Raw genomic sequence first — 24,860 nt, 5'->3', positions numbered from 1 at the left:
CGAAGACCGTGGATCACTCATTGGGGTGAACGGAGGCAAAGAAATTGACGAGAACGGGCAAAGGGGATGAATACGCCCGTACTCCCATGATTACTCCCGTGACTGGGAGCGTACGAAAGGCCGGTCGCCGTGCAGCCCCGTCTCAGCGTGGTCGTGCCCATCTACAACGTCGAGGAGTTTCTGGAGGAGTGCCTGGAGTCGATCGCCGGGCAGACCATGGCCGATCTGGAGGCCGTGCTCGTCGACGACGGCTCGACGGACGGCAGTCCGCGGATCGCCCGTGAGTTCGCGGCGAAGGATCCGAGGTTCGTCTATGTGCGCCAGCCGAACGCGGGACTCAGTGCCGCCCGCAACACCGGGGTCCGGCACGCGACGCCGACGGCCGAGTACCTGACGTTCGTCGACAGCGACGACGTCGTGCCGCACGACGCGTACGCCCGGATGACCGGGAGTCTGGACTCGACCGGATCGGACTTCGCGAGCGGTAACGTCTGGCGCCTGAACGAGCGCGGACGCCAGCAGGCCTGGCAGTACAAGTGGCTCACCGAGCCGCGCTCGCGCACACACATCAGCCGCGACCTGGACCTGCTCGCCGACCGCGTCGCCTGGAACAAGGTCTTCCGGCGCGCCTTCTGGGACCGGCACGGCTTCACCTTCCCCGAGGGGAAGCTCTACGAGGACACCCCCGTCATGATCCCCGCGCACTTTCTCGCGGGCTCCGTGGACGTGCTCAGCGACCACGTCTACTACTGGCGGGTGCGCGAGGGCTCGATCACCCGGCGGCGCACGGACGTCAAGGGCGTGCGCGACCGGATCGCGGCGTGCGCGCACGTCAGCGCCTTCCTCGCCGAGCACGCGCCCGAGATGCGGGGGACGTACGACACCTCCTGCCTGCGCGACGACTTCGTGTACTTCCTCGAGGGCCTCCCGATGGGCGGGCCCGAGTACCGCGCCGCCTTCATGAAGGGCGCCGCCGCGTTCCTGCGCCGCGCGGACCCGGACGTCGTCTCGGGGCTCCCGGTGTCGCTGCGCGTGAAATGGCATCTCGTACGCGAAGGACGCACCGCCGACCTGATCGATCTCCTCACCTTCGAGCAGCGCAACGGGAGCGCCTTCCGGATCCGGGGCGTGGTGCGGCGCAGCGCCGCGTATCCGCGCGCGTCCGGCGGCCACATCCGGGTGCCGCAGGAGATTGCCCGGCTCGGGCGGGGCGAGCTGCCGGTCATCTCCCGGGTGCGCGAGGCGAGTTGGGGCTCCGATGGGCTGCTGCGGATCAGCGGGTACGCGTACGTGCGCAACCTGGAGGCGACGCGGCCCGGCCACTCCATCAAGGCGGCCGTCCTCAAGTCGGCGCACAGCAGGGCCCAGTTGCGGAGGGTGCGCACCCGGACGGTGGCCGCGCCGCAGGCCACCGAGAACTCCCGGCAGCAGCTGCACTGTTACGACCTCTCCGGGTTCGAGCTGACCATCGACCCCGAGCAGCTGAAGACGGGCGGCCGGTGGCGGCCGGGCAACTGGCTGCTCGGCGTGGTCGTCGCGGGCCACGGTTCGGTGCGGCGGGCCGCGGTCCGGCCCCTGGACGGGTCGGCGGCCCAGTCCGTCGTACGCGAACTGGGTGACGGGCTCCGGCTGGTCCTCGGCTTCAGCAAGGGCCGTCTGAGGCTGCGGATCCAGGAGTACGTGGCGCGGGTCGACGCACACCACAGGGACGGCGACGAGATGGTCCTCGGCGGACATCTGCCGAGCCATCTGCGCCCGACCGCCCTGCGCCTGACGCACAAGCACTCGTCGGCGGAGTTCGACTACCCCGTGGCGCTTTCCGGCGACGACCGCTTCGACGTCCGCGTGCGCCTGGCCGACCTGGAGGACATCGCGCCGACCCCCCACCTGGCCCCCGAGGAGGTCGAGCCCCCGCACGGCGACCGCTGGCAGGCCAACCTGGTCCTGCCGGACGGCAAGCTGAAGTCCCTCGCGGCGGCCCTCGACCTGCCCCCCGGCCGCTACGCCTCCCGCACGGGCACCCGCGAGCTGTGCGCGTCGGCGAACGACCGGGGCCAGCTCGTCGTCGAACTGACCCGGCAGCCGATCGCCGACCGGGTGGCGTGGAGCACGGACGGCACGCTGACGATCGAGGGCACGGTGTCCGACGCGAGCTGGGACGCGGCGGAACTGGTGCTCCGGCACAGCGGCAGGGACGAGGAACTGACGGTCCCGGTGGACCGCACCCCCGGCCGCTTCCGGGCGACGGTGGCGCCCGGGGGCGGGGTGCTGCGGGAAGGGCGGTGGTACGCGTTCCTGCGGGAGGCGGGGCACAGGGCCTCGGCCTGCCTCCCCGGGGACGACGGCATGCCCGTGCGGCTGCTCGCCTCCGTGTCCGCCGCCTTTCCCCTCCATCAGACCGTCGAGGGGCGGGAGTTCACCGTCGACCGGCGGTTCGGCGACCGGCTGCTGGTGGAGGCCGGGTCCGTACTCGCGCGCGCCGAGCGCGGGGCCTACCGGCGGCATCGGCTGCGTACCGCGCACTACCCGCGGCAGCGCGCGCGGCCCCTGCGGGACGCGGTGCTCTACTTCGACGGGGACTCGCCCCGCGCGGTCCACGAGGAGCTGGTGCGGCGCGGCACGGACGTCGAGCACCTGTGGGTGACGCGGGACCAGCAGACGAGCGTGCCCGCCGGGGCGAAGGGCGTGGAGGAGCACAGCACCGCCTGGTACGAGGCGCTCGCCCGCTGCCGGCGCATCGTCACGGCGGGCCATCTGCCCGGCTTCTTCGAGAAGCGGGACGGGCAGACCGTCGTACAGACCTGGAACGGCGCGCCCCTCAAGCGCATCGGCACCGATCTCACCGACACCCTCTACGCCGACCACGGACACCTCGACGTGCTGCCCGCGCTCTCCCGCCAGTGGGACGTGCTCGTGTCGCCGAACCGTTTCTCGACCCCCCACCTGGGGCGGGCACTCGCCTACGAAGGCGAGGTCATGGAGGCGGGCTCGCCCCGCAACGACCTCCTCTTCTCCGAGGACCGCGACAAGATCGCCGAACGAGTGCGCCGCGATCTGGGCATCCCCCCGGACAAACGGATCATCCTGTACGCGCCGACCTACCGGGACCATCTCGCGTACTCCCCCGGCCGCTTCCGCTACGAACCGGCACTCGACTTCGCCGCGGCACAGGACGTGCTCGGCGGCGACCACGTCCTGCTCGTCCGCAAGCATCCGCTGACTGCGGGCCGGCTGCCCGGGGCCCGCGCACCCTTCGTGCGCGACGTGTCGTCCCACCCCCGCGCGGCCGAACTCCTCTTGATCGCCGACGTGTTGGTGACGGACTACTCCTCCCTGATGTTCGACTTCGCGCACACGGGGCGGCCGATGCTCTTCCACGCCTACGACCTGGAGCACTACCGCGACACGGTCCGCGGCTTCTACCTCGACTTCGAGACCCGCGCCCCGGGACCGCTGCTCGCCTCCACCGGCGAGGTCGTCGAGGCGCTGCGCGACCTGGACCCGCTCACGGCCCGGCACGCGGAGGCGTACGCGGCGTTCCGCGAGGCCTACTGCGACCTGGACGACGGACGGGCCGCGGCCCGTGTCGCGGAGAGGCTCATGCGATGACCATGGCCACGCGAGGAGCCGGCCTCCTCACCCGCCGTCAGGTCCATGGCGCCACGGCCCTGAACGGGCGCGGGCGGTGGCGGCCGAGTCCGTACGTCGTCTTCGGTGGTCTGTTCTGGATCGTCATGTCCCTCGCCTTCTGGCGGGTTCCCATGTGCTGCGACTTCGGGCAGCACGCGGCGGTCGTCGAGCGGCTCAAGGCCGACCTGCTGCACCCGCGCCACCCGATGGCGGACCTGCCGGGCGCGGGCAGCCCGTACTACTCGCCGTACGCGGTGGCCCAGGGCGCCTTCGCGCGGGCGACGGGTCTTGCGGGCTGGGAGGTCGTGAAGCTGGCGGGGCCGCTGAACCTGCTCGTGCTGCTCACGGGCATCGGCCGGTTCGTGAAGGTCCTGACGCCACGTCAATGGGCGCCGGTCCTCGCCCTGTTCGCGATGGTGGTGCTCTGGGGCACCCGGATGGCGTGGTGGAGCGGCTACCTCGGCCTGATGTCGATGACGGGGAACCTCGCGTACCCGTCGACGTTCGCGATCGGCCTGGCGTTCTGGGCGTGGAGCTGGGCGGGTTCGCTCGCGAAGTCGCCGCGGGGCGGCGTCCTGGCGCACGTGGGGCTCGGGGCGCTGTGCGGGGCGATCCTGCTCGTCCACCCGATCTCGTCCGTGGCGGCGGTGATCGGCGTCGCGGCGTTCGCGGCCTCGGCCCCTCGCCCCTTCGCGGCGGCGTGGAAGTGGGCGGCGACGGCCGCGACGGCGGCGCTGATCGCGGTGAGCTGGCCGTACTACTCCGTCTTCTCGCTCGTCGGCGACGAGAGCGTCGACTGGATCCACCGGCAGCTCTACACCGAGATGCCGCAGCGGTTCTGGCTCGCGCTGATCGGCCTTCCCGCGCTCGCCCTGCGCTTCTACAGGAACCGGCGCGACCCGCTGGTCGTGATGTTCGCGCTGGAGTGCGCGGTCGTGGCGTACGGCTGGCTGAGCGGCCACTACACGTACGGCCGCATCCTGGGCCTGACCCTCGTCCCGCTCCAGTTCGCCCTCGCGATCGAGCTGGCCGCGCCACGCCCCTGGCGCCGGTGGCGCATGGCCCTGGGGGGCGTCGCGGCCACCGGGGCGGCCATCGGCTTCTTCACGCTCCAGGCGGGCGCGGTCGTGCCGCGCGCCCTGGACCCGGTGGGCTTCGACCAGCCGCCGCGCTGGCCCGGCTACGGCTGGGCGATGAGCCATCTGCACAAGGGCGACGTCGTCCTCACCAACGGCTACTACCCCACGCGCTCCATCCCCGCGTACGGCGCCAACCTCGTCGCCCCCGCCTGGCCGGACGCCTCGCTCGCCGAGGACACGCGCAACCACCGCCTCCAGGAGGTGCGCGACTACCTCTCCCCCGAGTCGACCCGCGACGAACGCACGCGGATCGTGCGCCGCTACGACGTGCGCTGGCTGCTGCTCTCGCCCGACCAGGCAGTACCGAAGGAGGCCGTGGTGGTGGCCTGGGGGCCGCGTACGGGCGAGGTGCTCGCGCGGGTCGGCGGCGGAACGACGCCTGCGGGCGACGGCAACACGAATCAGTCGAAGACCCCCTAATCGGATAATTACCAGCAACCTCTAAAATTTCCCCCGTGGACCCCTCACTGTCTCTCTCGCCCCCGTCGCCCCCGGCACCCCTGTCGCCCCAGGTCTGTGTCGTCGTGATCGGCTACAACGACGCGGCGCACGTCTCGGACGCCGTACGCTCGGCGCTCGCCCAGGGCCCCGCCGTCCGCGAGGTGATCGCCGTCGACGACTGCTCGACGGACGGCAGCGGCGAGCTGCTCGAAGCGCTCGCGCGTGAGGATCCGCGCGTCAGACCGATCCGCCGGGCCACCAACAGCGGCGGCTGCGGCACTCCGCGCAACGACGGGATCGAGGCCACGACGTCCGCGTACGTGATGTTCCTCGACAGCGACGACGTCCTGCCGCCGGGCGCGGTGGACGCCCTCCTCAAGGCCGCCGCGCGGCACGACGCCGAGGTGGTCACCGGCCTGGCCGTACGCCGCGAGCTGCCCTCCGGACGCGAGACCCCCTGGCAGCCCATGCTCTACACGAAGAACCGGCTGATCGCCCACCCCGAGCTGCGCACCCGCCTGGTCCAGGACACGCTCTGCGTCAACAAGCTCTACCGCACCGACTTCCTCCGCCGGCACGCGCTGCGCTTCCCCGAAGGCCGCTTCACGTACGAGGACTTCGTCTTCACGGCCCGCGTCCTGGCGGCAGGGCCGCGCATGGCGCTGATCAAGGACCCCGTCTACGTGTGGAACGTGCGCCGCACGGCCGCCAAGCTGTCGATCTCCCTGGACCGCTCGGGCATCGACAACTGGCGGGCCCGCATGGAGGCCCACCGCCTGTCGGTCGAGATCCTCCGGGAGGCACGGAGCGCGACGGGCGAGGCGGGCAAGCGCCTGGCCCGTGCGGCTCGGGCGAAGTTCATCGACCACAGCCTGCGGATGTACGCGCGTGAGCTCACCACACGGAGCCCGGAGTACCGGCGGGAGTGGTGGACGGCCACGCGCGCGTACCTGACGACCTTCGACACCGCCGACCTGGACGCGGCGCCCGCGCCGGGCCGCATCATCGCCCGCGTGATCCTGGCGTCCCCCGAGCCGCGCGACCTGCCGCGCCTCCAAGAGGTGGCGGCCCGCCCCGCGCGCCTGTCGCCTCCCTACGCGCTCGCGCCCGACGGCACCACCCCCATCTGGGCGCCTGACCTCCCCCAGGTGACCCTGGAACACCTCCTCGTACGCCCCATCCGCCTGCTGCCCCTCGCGGTGGACGCCGAGCTGCGCCCCCGCGCGCGCCGGAGCCGTCTGACGCTGCGGCTGCACGAGCTGCACGGGCGGGTGGCGGACGCGGGCCCGACGACGGTCGACGTGGAGCTCGCGCCGAGGAACGGCGAGGGCCCGGTGCTGCGCCGCACGGCGGCGTTCACCCCGGAGAAGTCCGCGGGTTCCGGGGCTTCCGAGGGTTCCGAGGGTTCCGAGGGTTCCGAGGGGCAGGCCACCTGGCTGACCGAGGTCGTCCTCGACCTGGGCTCGCTCGGCGGCGGCGTATGGGACCTGCGGCTGCGGCTGCACTTCGCCGACGGGACCACGCGCGACACGACGGCGCGGGCGGTCGCGGGCCCGGGACTGCTGCGGCGCACGGCGCTGCCGTCACTCCGTGGACTTCTCCTCGCCCAGCCGTACGCGACGCAGGCGGGGAACCTGGCGGTGCGGCTCGCTCCGGGGATGCGGGGCGTGATGGGGGTGGCGCGCAGGCGGCTCGCGCGATGGGTGGGGAGCGGCGGGCGCTGACGCCGTCCGTACGCGCGGCTCTGCGACACTGCACGTCACTGCACGTCACTGCACGTCCGAAACACCGACGGTTCCGCGCAATTCGGCACCGAACGATTCGACACCGAACGACACGACAGGGAAGGCTCACTGACGATGACCTGGCTGATCACCGGCGGAGCCGGCTACATCGGGGCACACGTGGTCCGCGCCATGACCGAGGCGGGCGAGCGGACCGTGGTCTACGACGACCTGTCGTCGGGCATCGCCGAACGCGTCCCGGATGGCGTACCCCTGGTGACCGGCTCGACGCTGGACGCGGAACTCGTCTCCCGCACGCTGGCGGAATACCAGGTCACCGGTGTCGTGCACCTGGCGGCGAAGAAGCAGGTGGGCGAGTCGGTGGAGCAGCCCCTTCGCTACTACCACGAGAACGTGGAAGGGCTGCGGGTCCTGTTGGCGGCGGTGGCGGACGCCGGGGTCGCGTCCTTCGTCCTCTCCTCGTCGGCGGCGGTGTACGGCATGCCTGAAGTGGACCTGGTGACGGAGGAGACCCCCTGCCTCCCGATGAGCCCGTACGGCGAGACGAAGCTGGCCGGGGAGTGGCTGGTCCGCGCGACGGGCCGGGCGCACGGCCTGTCGACGGCTTCGTTGCGGTACTTCAACGTGGCGGGCGCGGCGAGCCCCGATCTTGCCGACACGGGTGTCTACAACCTGGTCCCGATGGTCTTCGAGAAGCTCACGGGCGGCGAGGCGCCGCGCGTCTTCGGCGCGGACTACCCGACGCCGGACGGCACATGCGTACGCGACTACATCCACGTGGTGGACCTGGCGGAGGCCCACGTGGCGACCGCCCGCAAGCTGGCCGAGGCGCCGCGCGGCACCGACCTGACGCTCAACATCGGCCGCGGCGAAGGCGTTTCGGTCCTGGAGATGGCCACCCTGATCAACGAGGTCACGGGCTACGACCGCCCGCCCACGGTGGTCCCCCGCCGCCCCGGCGACCCCGCCCGTGTGGTGGCCTCGGCGGACCGCATCGCCGATGAACTGGGCTGGTCGGCGAAGCGGGACGTGCGCGAGATGGTGACGTCGGCGTGGGCGGGGTGGGTGCGGATGCATCCGGGGGCGGGCCGGGAGTAGAACGGGCTCCGGTCGGCCGGACGACCGACGGGAGCACCGCCGCCGCACAGCTTCGTCATCGACGACGACACACGGCAGGCCCTGGTCGGCGTGGCCACCGGAGCCATGGCCCTCGCCTGCGGCGTGACCCTGTGGGTCAAGCGGGAGAAGCGCGCCCGGCTCCCCGACTAGCGACGGTTCAGGTACGCGAGTACGGCCAACACCCGCCGATGCCCGCTGTCACTGGGCGGCAGCCCCAGCTTCGCGAAGACATTCCCGATGTGTTTGCTCACCGCCCGGTCCGACACCACCAACGCCGCCGCGATCGTCCCGTTGTCCCGCCCCTCCGCCATCAGGTGCAGCACCTCCCGCTCCCGAGGCGTCAGCGAGTCCAGCGGGTCGTCCCGCCGCCGGGTCAGCAGCTCCGTGACCACCTCGGGGTCCAGCGCGGTCCCGCCCCCGGCCACCCGCTCCAGCGCGTCCAGGAACTCGTCGACCCGCCCCACCCGGTCCTTCAGCAGATACCCGACGCCACTCGCGCCCCCGCCCAACAACTCGGCGGCGTACGTCTCCTCCACGTACTGCGAGAGCACGAGCACCGGCAGCCCGGGAATCTCCACCCGCGCCGCAAGCGCGGCCCGCAGTCCCTCGTCCCGGAACCCCGGCGGCATCCGCACGTCCAGGACGGCCACATCCGGCCGGTGCTCCAGGAGTGCCGGAAGCACCTCCGGGCCGCTCGCCGCCACCGCCACCACCTCGTGCCCCGCGGAGGACAGCAACAGCACCATCCCCTCCCGCAGCAAGGCATTGTCCTCGGCGATCACCACGCGCACGGCAGCTCCACTTCGATCACGGTCGGCCCCCCGACGGGGCTCGCCACTTCCACGGTCCCGTCGAGCGCGGCGACCCTGCGCCGCATCCCGAGCAGCCCGCTGCCCCCAGAATCGTCGGCACCGCCCCTGCCCTCGTCACGTACCGAGATCCTCAACACCCCGTCCGCCCGCGAAAGTTCCACGGAGGCCCGCTCCGACCCGCTGTGCTTGGCGGCATTCGTCAGCGCCTCCGCGACGACGAAGTACGCGGCGGCCTCCACCGCCGCCGGAGCCCGCACACCCGCCGGCCCCACCCCGTCCTCCGCGACCCCCTCCGCGCGCACCGCCACATCGAGCCCACTGCTCGCGGCGAGCGCACGCACCGCCCCCACAAGGCCCCGGTCCGTCAGGATCGGCGGATGGATGCCGCGTACGACATGACGCAGCTCGGTCAGGGCCTCCTCCGCCTCGTCCTGCGCGTCGGCGAGCAGCTTCCGCGCCGCCTCCGGGTCCTTGTCGAACGCGCGCCTCGCAAGACCCACGCGCATCGACATCGAGACGAGCCGCGCCTGCGTGCCGTCGTGCAAGTCCCGCTCGATGCGGCGCAGTTCAGCGCCGTGCGCGGCGACCGCGCCCGCCCGCGTGACGGTCAGCTCCTCCACCCGCACCGCGAGCCGCGCGGCCCGCTCCGCCTCCGGCGACGCCTTGAGCAGCGCCCCCGACCAGGCCGCCTCCAGGTCGGCGATGCGCGCCACGAGCGGCAGCACCACGGCTCGGCGGCCGAGCAGCCCGCACCACACCCCGTCGATCAGCATCCCGACGACGGACACCGGCAGCGCCACGTACAGCAGCAGCCAGCCGTAGACGAAGTGCAGTCCGAGCCACCGCAGATCGCGGTACGTCGCCGGGTCCGTGACCCCCGCGCGCACCCTCTGGGTCAGCGTCCCGGTCAGCGGCACGTACGCCTCGGGGATCTCCTTGCCCGTCCACGCGGCGACGCGGCGCCGCTTGAAGCCCGCCATCCGACGCAGCATCAGGACCGTCTCGGGCATGGCGCCCGCACCGACCACGAAGAGGGTGATGACGAGAGTGAGGAGGATGACCCCGATGAAGAGGTACGACGCCAGGGAAAGGAGCGCCGCCGCGCCCAGCTGCTCCAGGGCCCGCTCCGTACGCCGCAGTGTCTCCCGCATGGCCTTGAGGTTATGCGACCCCATTCGCACACGCGGGCGAGGCCACTCCCCCGCCATGGTGTAGCGCGCTACACCATGGGCCCGGGAGAACGCACCATCGCGAAGCGGCCCGCACACCGGCAGAGTCGATCACGAACGAAGGCACCCGGACCCCGACTGCCCCTGACTCGAAAGGCCCCCGCCATGAAGGCCCTGCTCTGGCTCGTCCTCGCGATCGCCCTGGTCGCCAACGTCTCCACCAGCTTCGCCTTCGACGGTGTGCAGCAGGTCCTGATCAGCGTGTGCACCGGCGTCGTCACGCTCGGCTCGGGCGTGGCCCTGTTCCTGATGCGGGAGAAGCACTCCTAGCCACGGCCTCTCCCCGCCCTCACAACGCCCGGAGAGCCGCCGCCGTAGCCGTGGCGAGGCTGCTCAGATACCCCTTGGGCAGCTCGGCCCGCACCACCACGGACCGCCAGTAGAGCGGCCCCGACACCAGGTCGAGGGCGAGGTCCTCGTCGACCCCGTCCCGCACCTCGCCCCGCGCCACGGCGGCCCGCACGATCCCGTTCGCCACCCCGTGCTGCCCCTCGCGCAACGCCTTCTGCAGCGCCTGAGCGATCTCCGGATTGCGTGCCGCCTCCGCCTGCAGATCCGGGATCACCTGCGAGGCCACGGGATGCCGCAGGGCACGCGACGTCACCTCGTACAGCAGCCGCAGATCGCCCTCCAGCGACCCGCTGTCCGGCATCGGAAGACCCTGGACCGCTATCGCCGACACCAGGTCGAGCACGAGATGCAGCTTGGAGCGCCAGCGGCGGTAGACGGCCGTCTTGCCGACGCCCGCGCGGCGCGCGATGCCCTCGATGGACATGCGTGCGTACCCGACCGCCGCCAGCTCCGCGAAGACGGCGGCCCTGATGGCTTCGGTCACATCCTCACGGAGCACCGCCGCCCCCGCGGGGGCCCTGCGGCGCGGCTGTTCATCTCCTGGCCTGCTCGTCGTCATGCGGACAGCATAGAACGTGACGACGATACGGTTGCGTTCCGACGTAGCGAAGACCTACTCTCGGCGTTACGACGATACGGACCCGTCCCGACGTGAGTCGATGTACGTCCCGTCGTATCCCATGGCTCCGAGTGAAAGCAGCGGACGTGAGTCAGGTCCTCGACGCCCCACCCCGCCCCGCGGCCGGCACCGACCCCGCCGTCGACCCCGCCGAGCTCGCCGCCCGGCACGGCCTGACCGTCAGCGGCGCCCGCCCCACGCTCCCCGCGTACGTGCGGCAACTCTGGCAGCGACGCCACTTCATCACCGCCTTCTCGACCGCCAAGCTCACCGCCCAGTACAGCCAGGCGAAGCTCGGCCAGGTCTGGCAGGTGATGACGCCGCTCCTGAACGCGGCGGTCTACTACTTCATCTTCGGCGTCCTGATGAACACCAAGCACGACGTCCCGGACTACGTCCCGTTCCTGGTCACCGGCGTCTTCATCTTCACGTTCACGCAGAGCTCGGTGATGGCGGGCACCCGCGCCATCGCGGGCAACCTCGGCCTGGTCCGCGCCCTGCACTTCCCGCGGGCCGCGCTGCCGATCTCGTTCTGCCTCCAGCAGCTCCAGCAGCTCCTCTTCTCCATGTGCGCGCTGGTCGTGATCCTGCTCTGCTTCGGCGTCCCGCCGGCCGTGTCCTGGCTCCTGGTGATCCCGGTCCTGGTCCTCCAGTTCGCGTTCAACACGGGCCTGGCCCTGGTGATGGCCCGCCTGGGCAGCAAGACACCGGACATCGCCCAGCTGATGCCGTTCGTGCTGCGTACGTGGATGTACGTGTCCGGCGTGATGTGGAGCATCGACGCCGTCCTGAAGGACCAGCACCTGCCGCACGCGCTCCAGGTCCTCCTGGAGTGCAACCCGGCAGCCATCTACATCGACCTGATGCGCTTCGCGCTCATCGACAGCTACCAGGCGGGCCAGCTCCCGGACCACGTCTGGGCGTGGGCCGTCGGCTGGGCGCTGCTCGCCGGACTCGGCGGGTTCATCTACTTCTGGAAGGCAGAGGAGACGTACGGCCGTGGCTGACACCAGGAACGACAACGCCCCCACCGTCATCGTCGACCAGGTCGACATCGTCTACCGCGTCCACGGCGCCGGCGCCACCGCGGGCCGCGGCAGCGCGACCGCCGCGCTTGGCCGCGTCCTCAAGCGCCGCGGGAAGGACGGCGAGGAGTCCGGCGTACGCAAGGTGCACGCCGTCAAGAAGGTGTCCTTCACCTCCCACAAGGGCGAGGCCATCGGCCTGATCGGCACGAACGGCTCGGGCAAGTCGACCCTCCTGAAGGCGATCGCGGGCCTCCTGCCCGTCGAGCACGGCCGCATCTTCACCGACGGCCAGCCCTCCCTCCTCGGCGTGAACGCGGCCCTGATGAACGACCTGACCGGCGAGCGCAACGTCCGCCTCGGCGGCCTGGCGATGGGCATGAGCCGCGAGCAGGTCCAGGAGCGCTACCAGGACATCGTCGACTTCTCCGGCATCAACGAGAAGGGCGACTTCATCACGCTCCCCATGCGTACGTACTCCTCCGGCATGGCGGCCCGCCTGCGCTTCTCCATCGGCTCCGCCAAGGACCACGACGTCCTGCTCATCGACGAGGCCCTGGCGACCGGCGACCGCTCCTTCCAGAAGCGGTCGGAGGCCCGCATCCGCGAGCTGCGCAAGCGCGCGGGCACGGTCTTCCTGGTCAGCCACAACAACAAGTCGATCCGCGACACCTGCGAGCGCGTGCTCTGGCTGGAGCACGGCGAACTGCGCATGGACGGCCCGACGGAGGACGTCCTGAAGGAGTACGAGCGCTTCACGGGCGGCAAGAAGTAGGGCTCCCGGGCTCTCTCAGCGCTCCAGGAACGCGAACAACTCCTCCCAGCGCCGCACGACTTCACCCGTCGTATAGCGCTGGATGTTCACCCTGGCCAGCTCGCCCATCCGGTCCCGCAGCTCCTTGTCGGACATCAACGTGTCCAGCCTGCGCGCCAGTTCACTCGTGTTGCCGAGCCGCGCAAGCAGCCCGTCCACACCGTCCTGGACGATCTCATGCACGCCGGGCGCGCAGTCGAAGGCCGCGCACGGCACCGCGGTGGCCATCGCCTCCATCAGCGCGAGCGGGAAGCCCTCGCCCCGCGACGACTGCACGAACACCGAACCGCCCCGCAGCGCCGCGGGCACATCACTCGTCTGCCCCATCCACTCGACGGAGCCGTCAAGACCCAGGGACGTGCACTGCTTCTTGAGGGTCTCCTCGTCCTCGCCGGAGCCGTAGATCCGCAGCTTCCAGTCCGGGTGCAGCGGCGCGACCTCCGCCCAGGTGTCGAGGAGCATGTCGATGCCCTTCTGGTCGTGCAGGCGGCCGATGCTGGTGACGACCTTCTCGGTGCGCTCGGACGCCACCTCGGGCATGAAGGGCAGCGGGTTCGGCATGAAGGACGCGTTGTCCAGGCCCTGCCTGATCCACAGGTCGGCGTCCTCGCGGGTCAGCGCGAGCATCCGGTCGACGTCCTTGTAGTGCTTGCGCACGCGCGATCCGCGCGAGGAAGCGCGCGAGTAGGCGAACGACTCGTGGCTCATGCCGATCACCGACATGCCGCTCGTGTCGGCGAGTTCGACCCACTCCATCGCCCACACCTGCGTGACGATGACGACGGCACCGGGTCCGGCCTGCGCGAACATGGCGGTCAGCTTGGCGGCCTGCTCGTGCATACCCTCCTCGCGCCGCGCGCGCTGCAGGTGCTCGGCCACGTTGAGCCGCCCCTTGATGCCGCGCACCGGGCCGACGCGCGGCGGGTGCTCGTCGTACAGCGTCGTGGTGGGGTACGGCAGGTCCGTGCCGATGTCCTGCGGTTCGCCGGGTTCCGTGATGCCGATGACGTGCACGCGGTGGCCGCGCTCGACGAAGAGGCGGGCCAGCTGGTGGGACCAACTGGTCACGCCGCCCAGCTCGTTCACGCTGTTGGAGACGAAGAAGATGTCGCGCGTCCGCAGCGCCGTCCCGGTCTCGGGCTCCATCACTGTCTGACTCACTTGCCGCTCCAGTGCGAGAAGAACTGATCGACGACGCTCTTGGCCGCGTCGCCCCGGTCGTACTCACCGAACTCGGCCACGAACCGCGCCCGCGCCGGCCCGTACCCGAGGGCCTGGTCGTCCAGGGCCTTCAGCGCCCCGAACAGCTCGTCCTCGGTGTCGACCACCGGGCCTGGAGCCCGTTCTCGCAGGTCGAAGTAGGTGCCGCGGCCCTCGTGGACGTACTCCTCGTAGTCGTACGTGAAGAACAGCATCGGGCGGTCCAGAAGGGCGTAGTCGAACATCACGGACGAGTAGTCGGTGATCATCGCGTCGGCGAGCTGGTAGAGCGGCGTGACGTCGTGGTGTGCGGAGACGTCGATGACGCGGCCCCGCACGGACGGCGGGAGCACCACGTGGTTCAGGTAGTGCGAGCGCACGAGCAGCACGTACCGGTCGCCGAACTCCTCCGCGAACCGCTCGACGTCGAAGGGCAGTTCAAAGCGCCCGTGCCGGCCGCCGAACCGGCGGAAGGTCGGTGCGTAGAGCAGCACCTGCTTGTCCTCGGGGATGCCCAACTCCGCGGCAAGCGGCCCGCGTTCACGCACCCCGCTCGCGTCCTCGGCCCTCTTCGCCCGCACCAGCGCGTCGTTGCGCGGATAGCCGACCCTCAGGAGCACCTTCTCCTTCAGGCGCAGGGCCTTCGCCAGCGTCCGCACGTCGTGCTCGGACCGGATCAGGAAGCGGTCGAAGCGGTCGAGGACCCGCTGCTGCTGCTCCTGGCGGGCCTTGCTGCGCAGCTTCCAGTCGGGCTCGTCGAAGCCCATGCGCTTGAGCGCCGAGCCGTGCCAGGTCTGGATGTACGTCGTCCCGGGGCGCTTGGTGAGCCCCAGCGGATAGCTCTGGTTGTCGACCCAGAACTCGGCCTGCGCGAGGGCCCGGAGGTAGGGCAGCGACCAGCGCCGCACCAGCGTCGCGTCCCGGGGGAACCCCTTCGGGTCCCCGGCGTAGGACCACACGGCATCGAAGTCGAGACCCTGGCGCCGCATCTCCTCGTAGATCGCCCGGGGGCTGTCGCTGTACTGCTTGCCGAGGTGGCTCTCGAAGACGACCGTGCGCTTCTTCACCGGCAGACGGCTGAACACCTCGTCGTACACGCGCAGTTTGCTCTGCCCGGAGGTGAGGTCCTTGCGCAGCTTCTTCGCCCTGCGGTAGCCGGACTTGGCGAGCCGCCCCGGCGCGCCCTGCGTGCCGCGCGCCACCAGGTCCTGGATCCGGCCGCCCGCCGCGTCCCGCGTGACGAGCCGGAACGCGAGGTGCCCGCGCTGCGAGACCTCCGGCTCCATGTGGTCGGCGACAAGACGGGTGAGGCGCGGGCGCACCGGGAGCCTTCCCTCGGCGAGCCCCGGATCGCCCGCGGTGAGCCGCGTCCTGGTGCGCACGCCGTCGGCGAAGAGGTGCAGGCGCACGTCCCACACCGCGTCGACGACGCCGAGCGGACGCAGCCGCCGCGCGAGGTCGACGGAGGCCTCCCAGGCGATGGTCTCCCCTTCGTGCCGCACGGCGGCGACCGGGAAGCGGAAGGCCTGCAGGCTGCGGCGGCGCGCGCTGAACTCGAGCTCCGCGGTGAGCACGGCGCCCGGTCCGACGACGCCGAGCGGGTTGGTGACGCGGCCCGCCATGCGGACGGTGCCCGCGGACTCCTCGTACCGCGTCAGGACGTTGCGCAGGAACATCTGGTCGAGGCGCTTGCTGTGGTAGCCGAGCTCGGTCACGTCGAGGACCTGGCGGCCGACGGGGTCGTCGAGGTGCTCGGCGCACCAGTACACGCGGCCGTCCCGCTCGGCGAGCGACGAGGAGATCTTGTCGCGGTTGGTGAGAGTGTCGACGGCGGGCAGCAGGTTGTCCCAGTCGCCCTGCTCCAGGAGGTAGGCGCAGATGGCCTGAATGGGCTGTACCTCGTCGTACGCGGCGCGGTCGACCCCGGCGAGATAGCCGCGGGCGAGGCCGGCGAACTCCTGCCGGTAGGAGGCGTCGCGGAACGGCAGGTCGCGCAGGTGGAGCACCAGGTCGTGCTTGAGGAACTTGACGTCCTTGGCCAGGCGCAGCTCGTCGAGGCCGCGCTGGGCGAGCAGGGCGTCGATCCGGCGGTGGATCTCCATCCGGTGCTCGAAGTTGATCATCTCGTGGCGCCGGTTGCTCACGGACTTCACGGCGCCGCGTTCGTAGACGTGCCAGAAGTAGACCTGGTTCGGGATGAGCGTGATGCGCCCGGCCGCGAGGTAGGCCTCGGCGATGAACATCAGGTCCTCGTAGAACATGCCCTTGAGGAAGCGCAGGCCGTTCTCGACGAGGAAGTCGCGGCGGTAGAGCTTGTTCGTGGAGAGCGTGTCCCAGACGAACAGGTCGGTCAGCTCGTCGACGGACTCCAGGGTGCGGGTCCTGGCGTAGAGCCAGGGGTACCACTGGTCGCGCTTCTTGTTGCGCGTGTCCACGTGCAGCCGCACGCAGAGCCCGGCGACGATGTCCGAGCCGTCGCGCTCGGCCGCCTCGAGCAGGTTCCGGCAGGCGTTGCGCTCCAGGACGTCGTCGCTGTCGAGGAACATCACATGGCTGCCGACGGTGTGCCCGATGCCCACGTTCCGGGGCTCGCCGCACCCGCCGCTGTTCTCCGGCAGCTGGTAGGCCCGCACCCGTTCGGGGTACTCGGCGGCGAGGCGCTGTGCCGTCCCGTACGAGTCGTCCGTGCTGCAGTCGTCGACGATGACGACCTCGACGCCGCACAGCGTCTGGTCGAGCACCGAACGGACGGCGGTCGGCAACCGCTCGGCGTCGTTGTAGACGATCACCACTACGGACACATCGGGCCGCGCCTCCGGCGCCGCTCGCTCACTTATCGCTCCCATGTGCCCCTCCAGTCAGATACCGGCCCATCCTACTAATTATCGCGAATGCCCGATTAGCGCCCTTCAGGGGGGTGTGTTTGGCCCAGTGCCGATACGCGCATCTTGGTACGCGCGTCCGGATAAGCGAAGGGGGCGCCCCGAGCCATCAGGCTCGGGGCGCCCCCTTCGACGTACGCCGGATACGGATTACGAGTGCGTGCGCAGCAGCGTCCTCATCGTCCGCATGGCGACCGACAGGTTCGCCAGGTCGAACGCGTCCGAGCTCTGGATCTCGTCCAGCGTCGTCCGCGAACGGCTCAGGATCGCCGCGTTCTTCTCCTCCCAGGCCTTGAACCGCTGCTCGGGAGTGTCCTGGCCGTTCCCGGCGGCCAGCACGTCGGCCGTCAGGGCGGCATGCGCCGCGTACAGGTCCTCGCGGATGGACGCACGGGCCATCGACTGCCAGCGGTCGGCCCGCGGCAGCTCGATGATGCGGTCCATGAGCTGGGTGATCCGCAGCCGGTCGGCGAGGTCGTAGTAGACCTCGGCGACGGCCATCGGCTCCTTGCCCATGCGGTCGGCGATCGCCACGATGTCGAGCGACGGGAAGGCCGAGGAGAACCCGGCGACCCGCTGCGCGAGTTCGTCGGGGACGCCCGCGCCCGTCAGCTCGTCCCGGATGCCCTGGTACCACTCCTGGTCGGAGCCGCTCAGGAGCTTGGGCAGCTCGGTCCAGACCTCGGCGACACCCTCGCGGAAGAAGTCGATGGTCTCGGCTAGCTGGAGCGGCTGCGGCCGGTTGTTGAGCAGCCAGCGCGTGCCGCGCTCGACCAGACGGCGCGAGTGCAGCCGCACCCGGGTCTGGACGTCGGCCGCCACCACGTTGTCGAGCGCCTCTACCGCGTCCCAGACCTTGCTCAGGCCGAAGATCTCACGGGCCGCGAGCTGCGCCCGCACGATCTCCTCGAGCGAGGCCCCCGTCTCCTCGCGGAGGCGGTGCAGGAAGGTCGAACCACCGGTGTTCACCGTGTCGTTGACCAGGACCGTCGTGATGATCTCGCGGCGCAGCGCGTGCTCGTCGATCTGCTCGGGGAACTTCTCCCGCAGCGCCTGCGGGAAGTACGCGTGAAGGAGACCGCGCAGGTAGTCGTCGTCCGGGAGCGTGGTATGGATCAGCTCGTCGGCCGCCGTGATCTTCGTGTACGCGAGGAGCACGGCGAGCTCGGGCTGGCTGAGCCCGCGGCCCGAGTTCAGGAGCTCACGGATCTGCCGGTCGGTGGGCAGGAACTCCAGGGCCCGGTCCAGGTGACCGTCACGGCCCAGGCGGCGCATGAAGCGCTGGTGGGCGTGGAGGAGGGACGGGGACTGGGCGACCGCGTTCGACAGGGCGGTGTTCTGCGCGTAGTTGTTGCGCAGGACCAGGGATCCGACCTCGTCCGTCATCGCGGCGAGGAACTTGTTGCGCTGCTTGACGGTCATGTCGCCGGCTCCGACGACCGCGTTGAGCAGGATCTTGATGTTCACCTCGTGGTCGGAGGTGTCCACGCCCGCGCTGTTGTCGATCGCGTCCGTGTTGATGTGTCCGCCGGCCCGCGCGAACTCGATGCGGCCCAGCTGGGTCAGACCGAGGTTGCCGCCCTCGCCGACGACCTTGACGCGCAGGTCGGCGCCGTTCACGCGGATCGCGTCGTTCGCCTTGTCGCCGACGTCGCTGTTCGACTCGACGGACGACTTCACGTACGTACCGATGCCGCCGTTCCACAGCAGGTCGACCGGCGCCTGCAGGATCGCCTTCATCAGGTCGGCCGGGGTCATCTTGGCGACGCCCGTCTCGATGCCGAGTGCCTCGCGGATGTGGGCGTTCAGCTGGATCGCCTTGGCGCTGCGCGGGAAGATCCCGCCGCCCGCGGAGAGCAGCTCCTTGTTGTAGTCCGCCCAGGAGCTGCGCGGCAGCTCGAAGAGGCGGCGCCGCTCCGCGTACGAGGTGGCGGCGTCCGGCCTGGGGTCGATGACGATGTGCCGGTGGTCGAAGGCGGCCACCAGGCGGATGTGCTCGGAAAGCAGCATGCCGTTGCCGAACACGTCACCGGACATGTCGCCGACGCCGACGACCGTGAAGTCCTCGGTCTGGGTGTCGGTGCCCAGCTCCCGGAAGTGCCGCTTGACGGACTCCCAGGCGCCGCGGGCGGTGATGCCCATGCCCTTGTGGTCGTATCCGGCGGAGCCGCCGGAGGCGAAGGCGTCACCGAGCCAGAAGTTGTAGGACTGGGCGACCTCGTTCGCGGTGTCCGAGAACGTCGCCGTGCCCTTGTCGGCGGCGACCACGAGGTACGTGTCGTCCTCGTCGTGGCGGACGACGTCGGCCGGCGGCACGACCTCGCCCGCGACCAGGTTGTCGGTGATGTCGAGCAGCGCCGAGATGAACGTCTTGTAGCAGGCCACGCCCTCGGCCAGCCACGCGTCACGGTCCACGGACGGGTCGGGCAGCTGCTTGGCGACGAAGCCGCCCTTGGCGCCGACGGGCACGATGACGGTGTTCTTCACCATCTGCGCCTTGACCAGGCCGAGGATCTCGGTACGGAAGTCCTCACGCCGATCGGACCAGCGGAGGCCACCGCGGGCGACCTTGCCGAAGCGCAGGTGCACGCCCTCGACGCGCGGCGAGTACACCCAGATCTCGTACGCCGGACGCGGCGCGGGAAGGTCCGGGATGGCCTGCGGGTCGAACTTCATGGAGACGTAGCTGTGCGGCTTGCCGCCCTCCGCCTCCTGGAAGAAGTTCGTGCGCAGCGTCGCCTTGATGACGGTGAGGAAGGACCGCAGGATCCGGTCCTCGTCCAGCGAGGCCACCTGGTCGAGCGCCCCGTCCACCTCTTCGAGGAGCCCGTCGGTCAGCTCGTTCCCTGCGCGCTGGCGGTCCGGGGACATCCGCGCCTCGAAGAGCGAGACGAGCAGGCGGGTGGTGTGGACGTTGTTGCGGAGGGTGTCCTCCATGTAGTCCTGGCTGAAGGTGGAGCCCGCCTGGCGCAGGTACTTGGCGTAGGCGCGGAGCACCATCGCCTGGCGCCAGTTGAGCCCGGCCCGCAGGACGAGGGAGTTGAATCCGTCGACCTCGGCCTCGCCCGTCCAGGCGGCGGAGAAGGCCTCCTGGAAGCGCTCGCGGCCGTCGTCGCCCAAGTAGTCGCCGTTGCCGTTCTGGGACTTGGGCAGGCGCAGACCGAAGTCGTAGATCCACGCGTTCGTACGGTCCGTGCAGCGCAGCTCGTAGGGACGCTCGTCGGTGACCTCGACGCCCAGGCGCTGGAGGACCGGCAGGACCGCGGAGAGCGAGACCTGGCCGCCCGAGCGGTAGATCTTGAAGCGGCGCTCGCCGGGGGCGGCGCCCACCGGCTCGTACAGGCTCAGGGCGAAGTCCTCGCGCCCGTGCTTGAGCTGCTCCAGGTGCTGGAGGTCGGCGACGGCGGCGCGCGGCGAGTGGTCCGCCTTGTAGCCCTCGGGGAAGGCGCCCGAGTAGCGGCGGAGCAGCTCGGCGGCGCGCTCCTCACCGCACTCGGCGGTCAGCGCCTCGCCGAAGCCGTCGGCCCAGGAGCGGGCGGCCTCGACGAGCCGTGCCTCGATGCGGTCGGTGTCGGCGTCGGTGAGCTGCGGAAGCCCGCCGCCCGGCGCGACGCGGACCACGAAGTGCAGCCTGGAGAGGATCGACTCGGTGTTCCACGCGGTGAAGTCGACGCTGGTGCCGCCGAGCTCCTCCTTGAGGATGTCGATGATCCGCAGGCGTACGCCGGTGGTGTAGCGGTCACGAGGCAGGTAGACGAGGGCCGAGTAGTAACGCCCGTACTCGTCCTTGCGCAGGTAGAGCCGCAGTCGACGGCGCTCCTGGAGGTACAGGACGGACGTGACGATGGCGCGCAGCTCGTCGGGCGGCGTCTGGAAGAGCTCGTCGCGCGGGTAGGTCTCCAGGATCTGCAGCAGGTCGCGGCCGTCGTGGCTGTTGGGCGAGAAGCCCGCGCCCTTGAGGACCTCCTGGACCTTGCGGCGGATGACCGGCACGCGGCGCACGGACTCGGTGTACGCGGCGGACGAGAAGAGACCGAGGAAGCGCCGCTCGCCGATGACGTTGCCGTCGGAGTCGAACTTCTTCACGCCGACGTAGTCGAGGTAGCTGGGCCGGTGCACGGTGGCGCGGCTGTTGGCCTTGGTGAGGACGAGCAGCTTGTGCTCACGGGCCTTCGCACGCGCGTCCGCGGGAAGCCGACTGAAGGAGGGGCTGACCGGATGGTCCTCCTCGCCCTCGTGCTTCGGGTCGGCGCGCAGGATGCCGAGGCCGGTGCCGGGCACGGCGGCGAGCGAGTCCTCCTCCGTCAGGTCGTACTCACGGAAGCCGAGGAAGGTGAAGTGGTTGTCGGCGAGCCAGCGAAGGAGCTCGCGGGCCTCGTCGACCTCCTGGTCGCGCAGGTCGTCGGCGGTCGGCTCGGTGGGAAGCTCGTCGGCGATGCGCAGCGCCGCGTCGCGCATCTTCTCCCAGTCCTCGACCGTCTCACGTACGTCGGAGAGGATCCGGAGCAGATCGGCGGTGATCTGCTTCAGGTCCGCACGGTCGGTCTCGCGGTCCATCTCGACGTGGATCCAGGACTCGGTGAGCGCGTCGTGCGGGCGCTCGGCGCCGGGGGCCGTGAGGACTTCGAGCAGCTTGCCGGTCAGGTCACGCCGTACGACGACCTGGGGGTGGATGACGACATGGATGCCGCGCCCCTGCCGCGAGAGCTCGTTGGTGACCGAGTCGACCAGGAAGGGCATGTCGTCGGTGACCACCTCGACGACGGAGTGGCTGCAGGTCCAGCCGTTCTCTTCGACGGTCGGGGTGTGCACACGGACGTTGGCCGTGCCCTGGGGGCGGTTCTCGGCCAGTCGGTAGTGGGAGAAAGCTGCTCCGAAGACGTCTTCCGGGTCGCGGTCGGCGAGGTCCTCCGGGGCGGTGTGCAGGTAGTAGCGCTGGAGGAACGCAAGGGCCATGTCCTCGTCAGGAGTGGCCTCGTCGCCCTTCGACCCGGTCGGTGCCCCATTCGGTTGGCGGCCACCGACCGGGCTGTTCTCAGCTACCCGGGCCGCCCGTGTGAGCAGCTCGGCTTTGGCTTCGTCCAGCTTGGTCTGCATTGTCCTCTGACTCCTGTCGCGCGCCGTTGCGTGACGTAGAAGGAAGTGATCCGACGTAACGCCGCGACGCGGGGTCTCCGGTCGAAGTCGACGTTATGCCGCGGTGAGATATGGGCGGGCGGTTATCCGCCATTTTCAGCGGTTTCGCTGACCGATGGCCGGGCTGATCTGGCCGGCCGCACCGCCAAGAAGCGTCAGCGACGCCCCGGGCACGGATGTCCTCCGTGTTCCCCGGGCGCAGGGCGGGGGCGTACACGCCCCCGCGGGATATCGCGCTGATCACGGGTCAAGGCTATCGCCCTCCACCCGGGAGTCGTCATGAGCCGTATGTGTACAAAAGCAGGGGTGGAACTTTGACACTCTGCACAGAGACTTTCGCGCCATCTGTCGGCGAAGGGCCCCCTCGGCGAACCGGTGAGCCCTCTTGGCAAACCGGACGGGCGGATGCACGTTGAGCGGGACGGACGGACGGCACGCGACTGGGGAGCGAGCAGCGATGGCAGCCAAGATCCTGATAGTGACCGGTGACGCGGCGGAGTCCCTTGAGGTCCTGTACCCCTTCCAACGGCTGCGCGAGGAGGGGTACGACGTCCACATCGCGGCCCCCGCCCGCAAGACGCTGCAGTTCGTGGTGCACGACTTCGTGCCCGGCTTCGACACGTACACGGAGAAGCCGGGCTACACCTGGCCCGCGGACCTCGCCTTCTCCGAAGTCGACCCCGGTCAGTACGCCGCTCTGGTGATCCCGGGCGGCCGGGCCCCGGAGTATCTGCGCAACGACCCGGAGCTCCGCAAGATCCTCAAGTCGTTCTTCGACGCGGACAAGCCGGTCGCTCAGATCTGCCACGGCCCGCTCCTGACCGCGGCGATCGGCGGCCTGAGCGGCCGCAGGGTCACGGCGTATCCGGCCCTGGAGCTGGACATGCAGACGGCGGGCGCGACCTTCCGTGACGCGGAGGTGGTGGTCGACGGCACGCTGGTCTCGGCCCGTGCCTGGCCGGACCACTCGGGCTGGATGCGGGAATTCCTGACGGTGCTGCGAGCGAAGGCGCCGGCGACCTAGGCGGCCAATGACTCAGGCGGCCAACCGCTCGGCCACGTCCACGGCATCGGCAAGACTGTCGACCACGGGGACCCCGCCCCCGACGGCCTCCAGGCTGGCCCGGCTGTGGGACCCCCCGGTGTAGAGCACGGCCTGAGCACCGACATGCGCGGCGGCAACGGCGTCATCGACGGCGTCGCCGATGACGACGATGCTCTCGGCGGCGGTGACCCCTTCCAGAGCCTCCAGGTGCCGCACCATCCGCTCGGCCTTGCCGGCGTGCGAGGTGTCCGTACGGCCGTCGATGCGCACGAAGTGCTCCTCGATGCCGTGCCGCCGCACGATCGGCACGAGGTGCTCGTGCGGAGCGAGCGACAGCAACGACTGCGTACGCCCGGCGGCCCGCCGCCCGGCGAGCAGCTCGGCGGCCCCCTCAGCGAGCCCGCACGCCTCGGCCCGAGCCCAGTAGTGCTTGTGGAAAACGGCGTCCATGACAGCCCACTCGTCGTCCGTGGGCAATCGCCCCATGAGCCGCTCATAGAACAGCGGAACGGGTACGCAGTACAGATCGCGGTACCGCTCGAGCGTGATCGGCTCGAGCCCGAGCTCCGCGAAGGAGGCGTTCGTCGACTCGATCACCGCATCGATGTCATGCAGCAAGGTCCCGTTCCAGTCCCACACGATATGCGCCCCGCGCAGCAGCTTCCCCATAGGGAAACGGTACCCGCACGCCCCTCGGGCCCACTCCCCATTACTGCCAGGGAGATCGGCCCCCACACACCCGCAGTCGGGCGCGCACGCGAGGGGACGTGCCGGTATGTCCGCCCGGAGCACGGCTCACGGCACTCCCTCACCGAAGTATCCCCACGGCCACCGGACGACAGCGAGGACGGACATACCGGCGCGGCCCCGCCCCCAAGACGGACCAGCACCGCGGCACCGCGGCACCGCGGCACCGCCCAAGCCCCGCAGGGAACCCTCAGCCGATCAACCCGGGAATCTCCTGCGTGGCGAACCACAGCAGCTCGTGGTCCTCGACGCCGTCCACCGTGAACCGCGCGCCGTCGTCCCCCTGGTCCGCGGCCCCCAGAGCCTCCGCACCCGCGGCGACATCCGCCTCCGCGTCCCCGGCATCCACATGCACGGCGGCGACCTTCTTCAGCCCCAGGGCCCCGGCCACCCGCACCTCGCCGAGCCCGAGCTCCGGGTCGAGCTCCACCGCTCCGTCCGCCACGTCCGCGGCCAGCACGACCCGCCGACGAGCAGCCCCGGGATCCCCCGCGATCAACCGCAGCGAAGCGAGCGCGGCCCGGTTGAGGGCGGCGTACTCCAGCTCCTCCACGTCGTCCGAGACGTACCACTCACGCAGAGCGGGCGTCACTGCGTAGGCGGTCAGCGGCACGGGCCCCTGCCCCAGCTCTCCCGCCTTGTACGCCTCGGCGAGGCCACTCAGGGTCAGGGGAACGTAGACGCGCATGACGGCCAGCTTTCACAGTCGGTACGGCAACAGTCGGTACGGCAAGAGTCGGTATCGCACAAGAAGAGGCCCCCAGAATACGCGCGGGGTCCCCCTTCGAGCTGCGCCCCACACCCACCCCCCACGTCACCCCGCACCCCCGCCCTTCACCCTGCACACCCCAGCGCCCCCATGGAAGAACGCGCCTCCCACCACCCTGATAGGTGATCCGTCCGGCCCCCGCCCCCACCACCGGCAC

The 24,860-nt window shown here is 70.7% G+C and carries 16 protein-coding genes; 8 read left to right on the top strand and 8 right to left on the bottom strand.

Going from position 1 to position 24,860, the window contains the following annotated elements; translation table 11 throughout:
* Nucleotides 1-129: 129 nt before the first annotated feature.
* The 4 genes from AC5P1C_RS16860 (at nt 130) to galE (ending at nt 8,053) form a co-directional block, all read left to right on the top strand.
* The gene (locus AC5P1C_RS16860; protein WP_493866654.1) at nt 130-3,609 is read left to right on the top strand and encodes a bifunctional glycosyltransferase/CDP-glycerol:glycerophosphate glycerophosphotransferase; all 3,480 of its coding nucleotides are present in this window, start codon (nt 130-132) and stop codon (nt 3,607-3,609) included.
* A complete protein-coding gene (locus AC5P1C_RS16855) occupies nt 3,606-5,189 on the top strand; it encodes a hypothetical protein (protein ID WP_493866653.1) in 1,584 nt (527 codons plus the stop codon). The genes AC5P1C_RS16860 and AC5P1C_RS16855 overlap by 4 nt, the downstream gene beginning before the upstream one ends.
* Nucleotides 5,190-5,224: 35 nt before the next feature.
* Nucleotides 5,225-6,934 carry a glycosyltransferase family 2 protein gene (locus AC5P1C_RS16850; protein WP_493866652.1) on the top strand — a complete coding sequence of 570 codons (1,710 nt, stop codon included), beginning with the start codon at nt 5,225-5,227 and terminating at the stop codon, nt 6,932-6,934.
* A 135-nt stretch (nt 6,935-7,069) separates the two neighbouring features.
* Nucleotides 7,070-8,053, top strand: coding sequence for a UDP-glucose 4-epimerase GalE (gene galE, locus AC5P1C_RS16845; RefSeq protein ID WP_493866651.1), 984 nt, complete (start codon nt 7,070-7,072; stop codon nt 8,051-8,053).
* 167 nt (nt 8,054-8,220) lie between these two features.
* Here galE and AC5P1C_RS16840 read toward each other — a convergent pair whose 3' ends face one another.
* Nucleotides 8,221-8,865 (bottom strand): response regulator transcription factor, encoded by a 645-nt coding sequence (locus AC5P1C_RS16840; protein ID WP_493866650.1) that lies wholly within the window; start codon nt 8,863-8,865, stop codon nt 8,221-8,223.
* Nucleotides 8,853-10,037 (bottom strand): sensor histidine kinase, encoded by a 1,185-nt coding sequence (locus AC5P1C_RS16835; protein WP_493866649.1) that lies wholly within the window; start codon nt 10,035-10,037, stop codon nt 8,853-8,855. Before AC5P1C_RS16835 ends, AC5P1C_RS16840 begins: the two co-directional genes overlap by 13 nt.
* Nucleotides 10,038-10,220: 183 nt before the next feature.
* On the opposite strand from AC5P1C_RS16835, the gene AC5P1C_RS16830 reads away from it, so the two are divergent.
* Complete coding sequence (locus AC5P1C_RS16830) at nt 10,221-10,385, top strand: hypothetical protein (RefSeq protein ID WP_493866648.1); 165 nt, start codon at nt 10,221-10,223, stop codon at nt 10,383-10,385.
* Between the two features lie 19 nt (nt 10,386-10,404).
* Here the strand turns inward: AC5P1C_RS16830 and AC5P1C_RS16825 are convergent, their stop codons facing one another.
* Complete coding sequence (locus AC5P1C_RS16825; protein ID WP_493866647.1) at nt 10,405-11,025, bottom strand: TetR/AcrR family transcriptional regulator; 621 nt, start codon at nt 11,023-11,025, stop codon at nt 10,405-10,407.
* Between the two features lie 146 nt (nt 11,026-11,171).
* On the opposite strand from AC5P1C_RS16825, the gene AC5P1C_RS16820 reads away from it, so the two are divergent.
* Together AC5P1C_RS16820 and AC5P1C_RS16815 are read left to right on the top strand one after the other, a co-directional pair.
* Nucleotides 11,172-12,092 (top strand): ABC transporter permease, encoded by a 921-nt coding sequence (locus tag AC5P1C_RS16820; protein ID WP_493866646.1) that lies wholly within the window; start codon nt 11,172-11,174, stop codon nt 12,090-12,092.
* The gene (locus AC5P1C_RS16815; RefSeq protein ID WP_493866645.1) at nt 12,085-12,885 is read left to right on the top strand and encodes an ABC transporter ATP-binding protein; all 801 of its coding nucleotides are present in this window, start codon (nt 12,085-12,087) and stop codon (nt 12,883-12,885) included. The genes AC5P1C_RS16820 and AC5P1C_RS16815 overlap by 8 nt, the downstream gene beginning before the upstream one ends.
* A gap of 15 nt (nt 12,886-12,900) precedes the next feature.
* On the opposite strand, the gene AC5P1C_RS16810 is transcribed toward AC5P1C_RS16815, so the two are convergent.
* The 3 genes from AC5P1C_RS16810 to AC5P1C_RS16800 all read right to left on the bottom strand — a co-directional run bounded on the left by AC5P1C_RS16810 (nt 12,901) and on the right by AC5P1C_RS16800 (nt 22,103).
* A complete protein-coding gene (locus tag AC5P1C_RS16810; protein ID WP_493866830.1) occupies nt 12,901-14,070 on the bottom strand; it encodes a glycosyltransferase in 1,170 nt (389 codons plus the stop codon).
* 11 nt (nt 14,071-14,081) lie between these two features.
* Nucleotides 14,082-16,970, bottom strand: coding sequence for a bifunctional glycosyltransferase/CDP-glycerol:glycerophosphate glycerophosphotransferase (locus AC5P1C_RS16805; protein ID WP_493866644.1), 2,889 nt, complete (start codon nt 16,968-16,970; stop codon nt 14,082-14,084).
* Nucleotides 16,971-17,156: 186 nt separating this feature from the next.
* The gene (locus tag AC5P1C_RS16800) at nt 17,157-22,103 is read right to left on the bottom strand and encodes an NAD-glutamate dehydrogenase (protein WP_493866643.1); all 4,947 of its coding nucleotides are present in this window, start codon (nt 22,101-22,103) and stop codon (nt 17,157-17,159) included.
* Nucleotides 22,104-22,599: 496 nt separating this feature from the next.
* Here AC5P1C_RS16800 and AC5P1C_RS16795 point away from each other — a divergent pair, with 496 nt between their 5' ends.
* Complete coding sequence (locus AC5P1C_RS16795) at nt 22,600-23,166, top strand: DJ-1/PfpI family protein (protein ID WP_493866642.1); 567 nt, start codon at nt 22,600-22,602, stop codon at nt 23,164-23,166.
* 12 nt (nt 23,167-23,178) lie between these two features.
* Here AC5P1C_RS16795 and AC5P1C_RS16790 read toward each other — a convergent pair whose 3' ends face one another.
* Both AC5P1C_RS16790 and AC5P1C_RS16785 read right to left on the bottom strand, forming a co-directional pair.
* Complete coding sequence (locus tag AC5P1C_RS16790) at nt 23,179-23,856, bottom strand: HAD family hydrolase (protein ID WP_493866641.1); 678 nt, start codon at nt 23,854-23,856, stop codon at nt 23,179-23,181.
* Between the two features lie 268 nt (nt 23,857-24,124).
* Complete coding sequence (locus AC5P1C_RS16785) at nt 24,125-24,622, bottom strand: DUF6912 family protein (RefSeq protein ID WP_493866640.1); 498 nt, start codon at nt 24,620-24,622, stop codon at nt 24,125-24,127.
* Nucleotides 24,623-24,860: the final 238 nt, after the last annotated feature.

The organism is Streptomyces sp. A18 (assembly GCF_059026065.1).
This window is presented reverse-complemented; position numbering and strand designations above follow the sequence as displayed.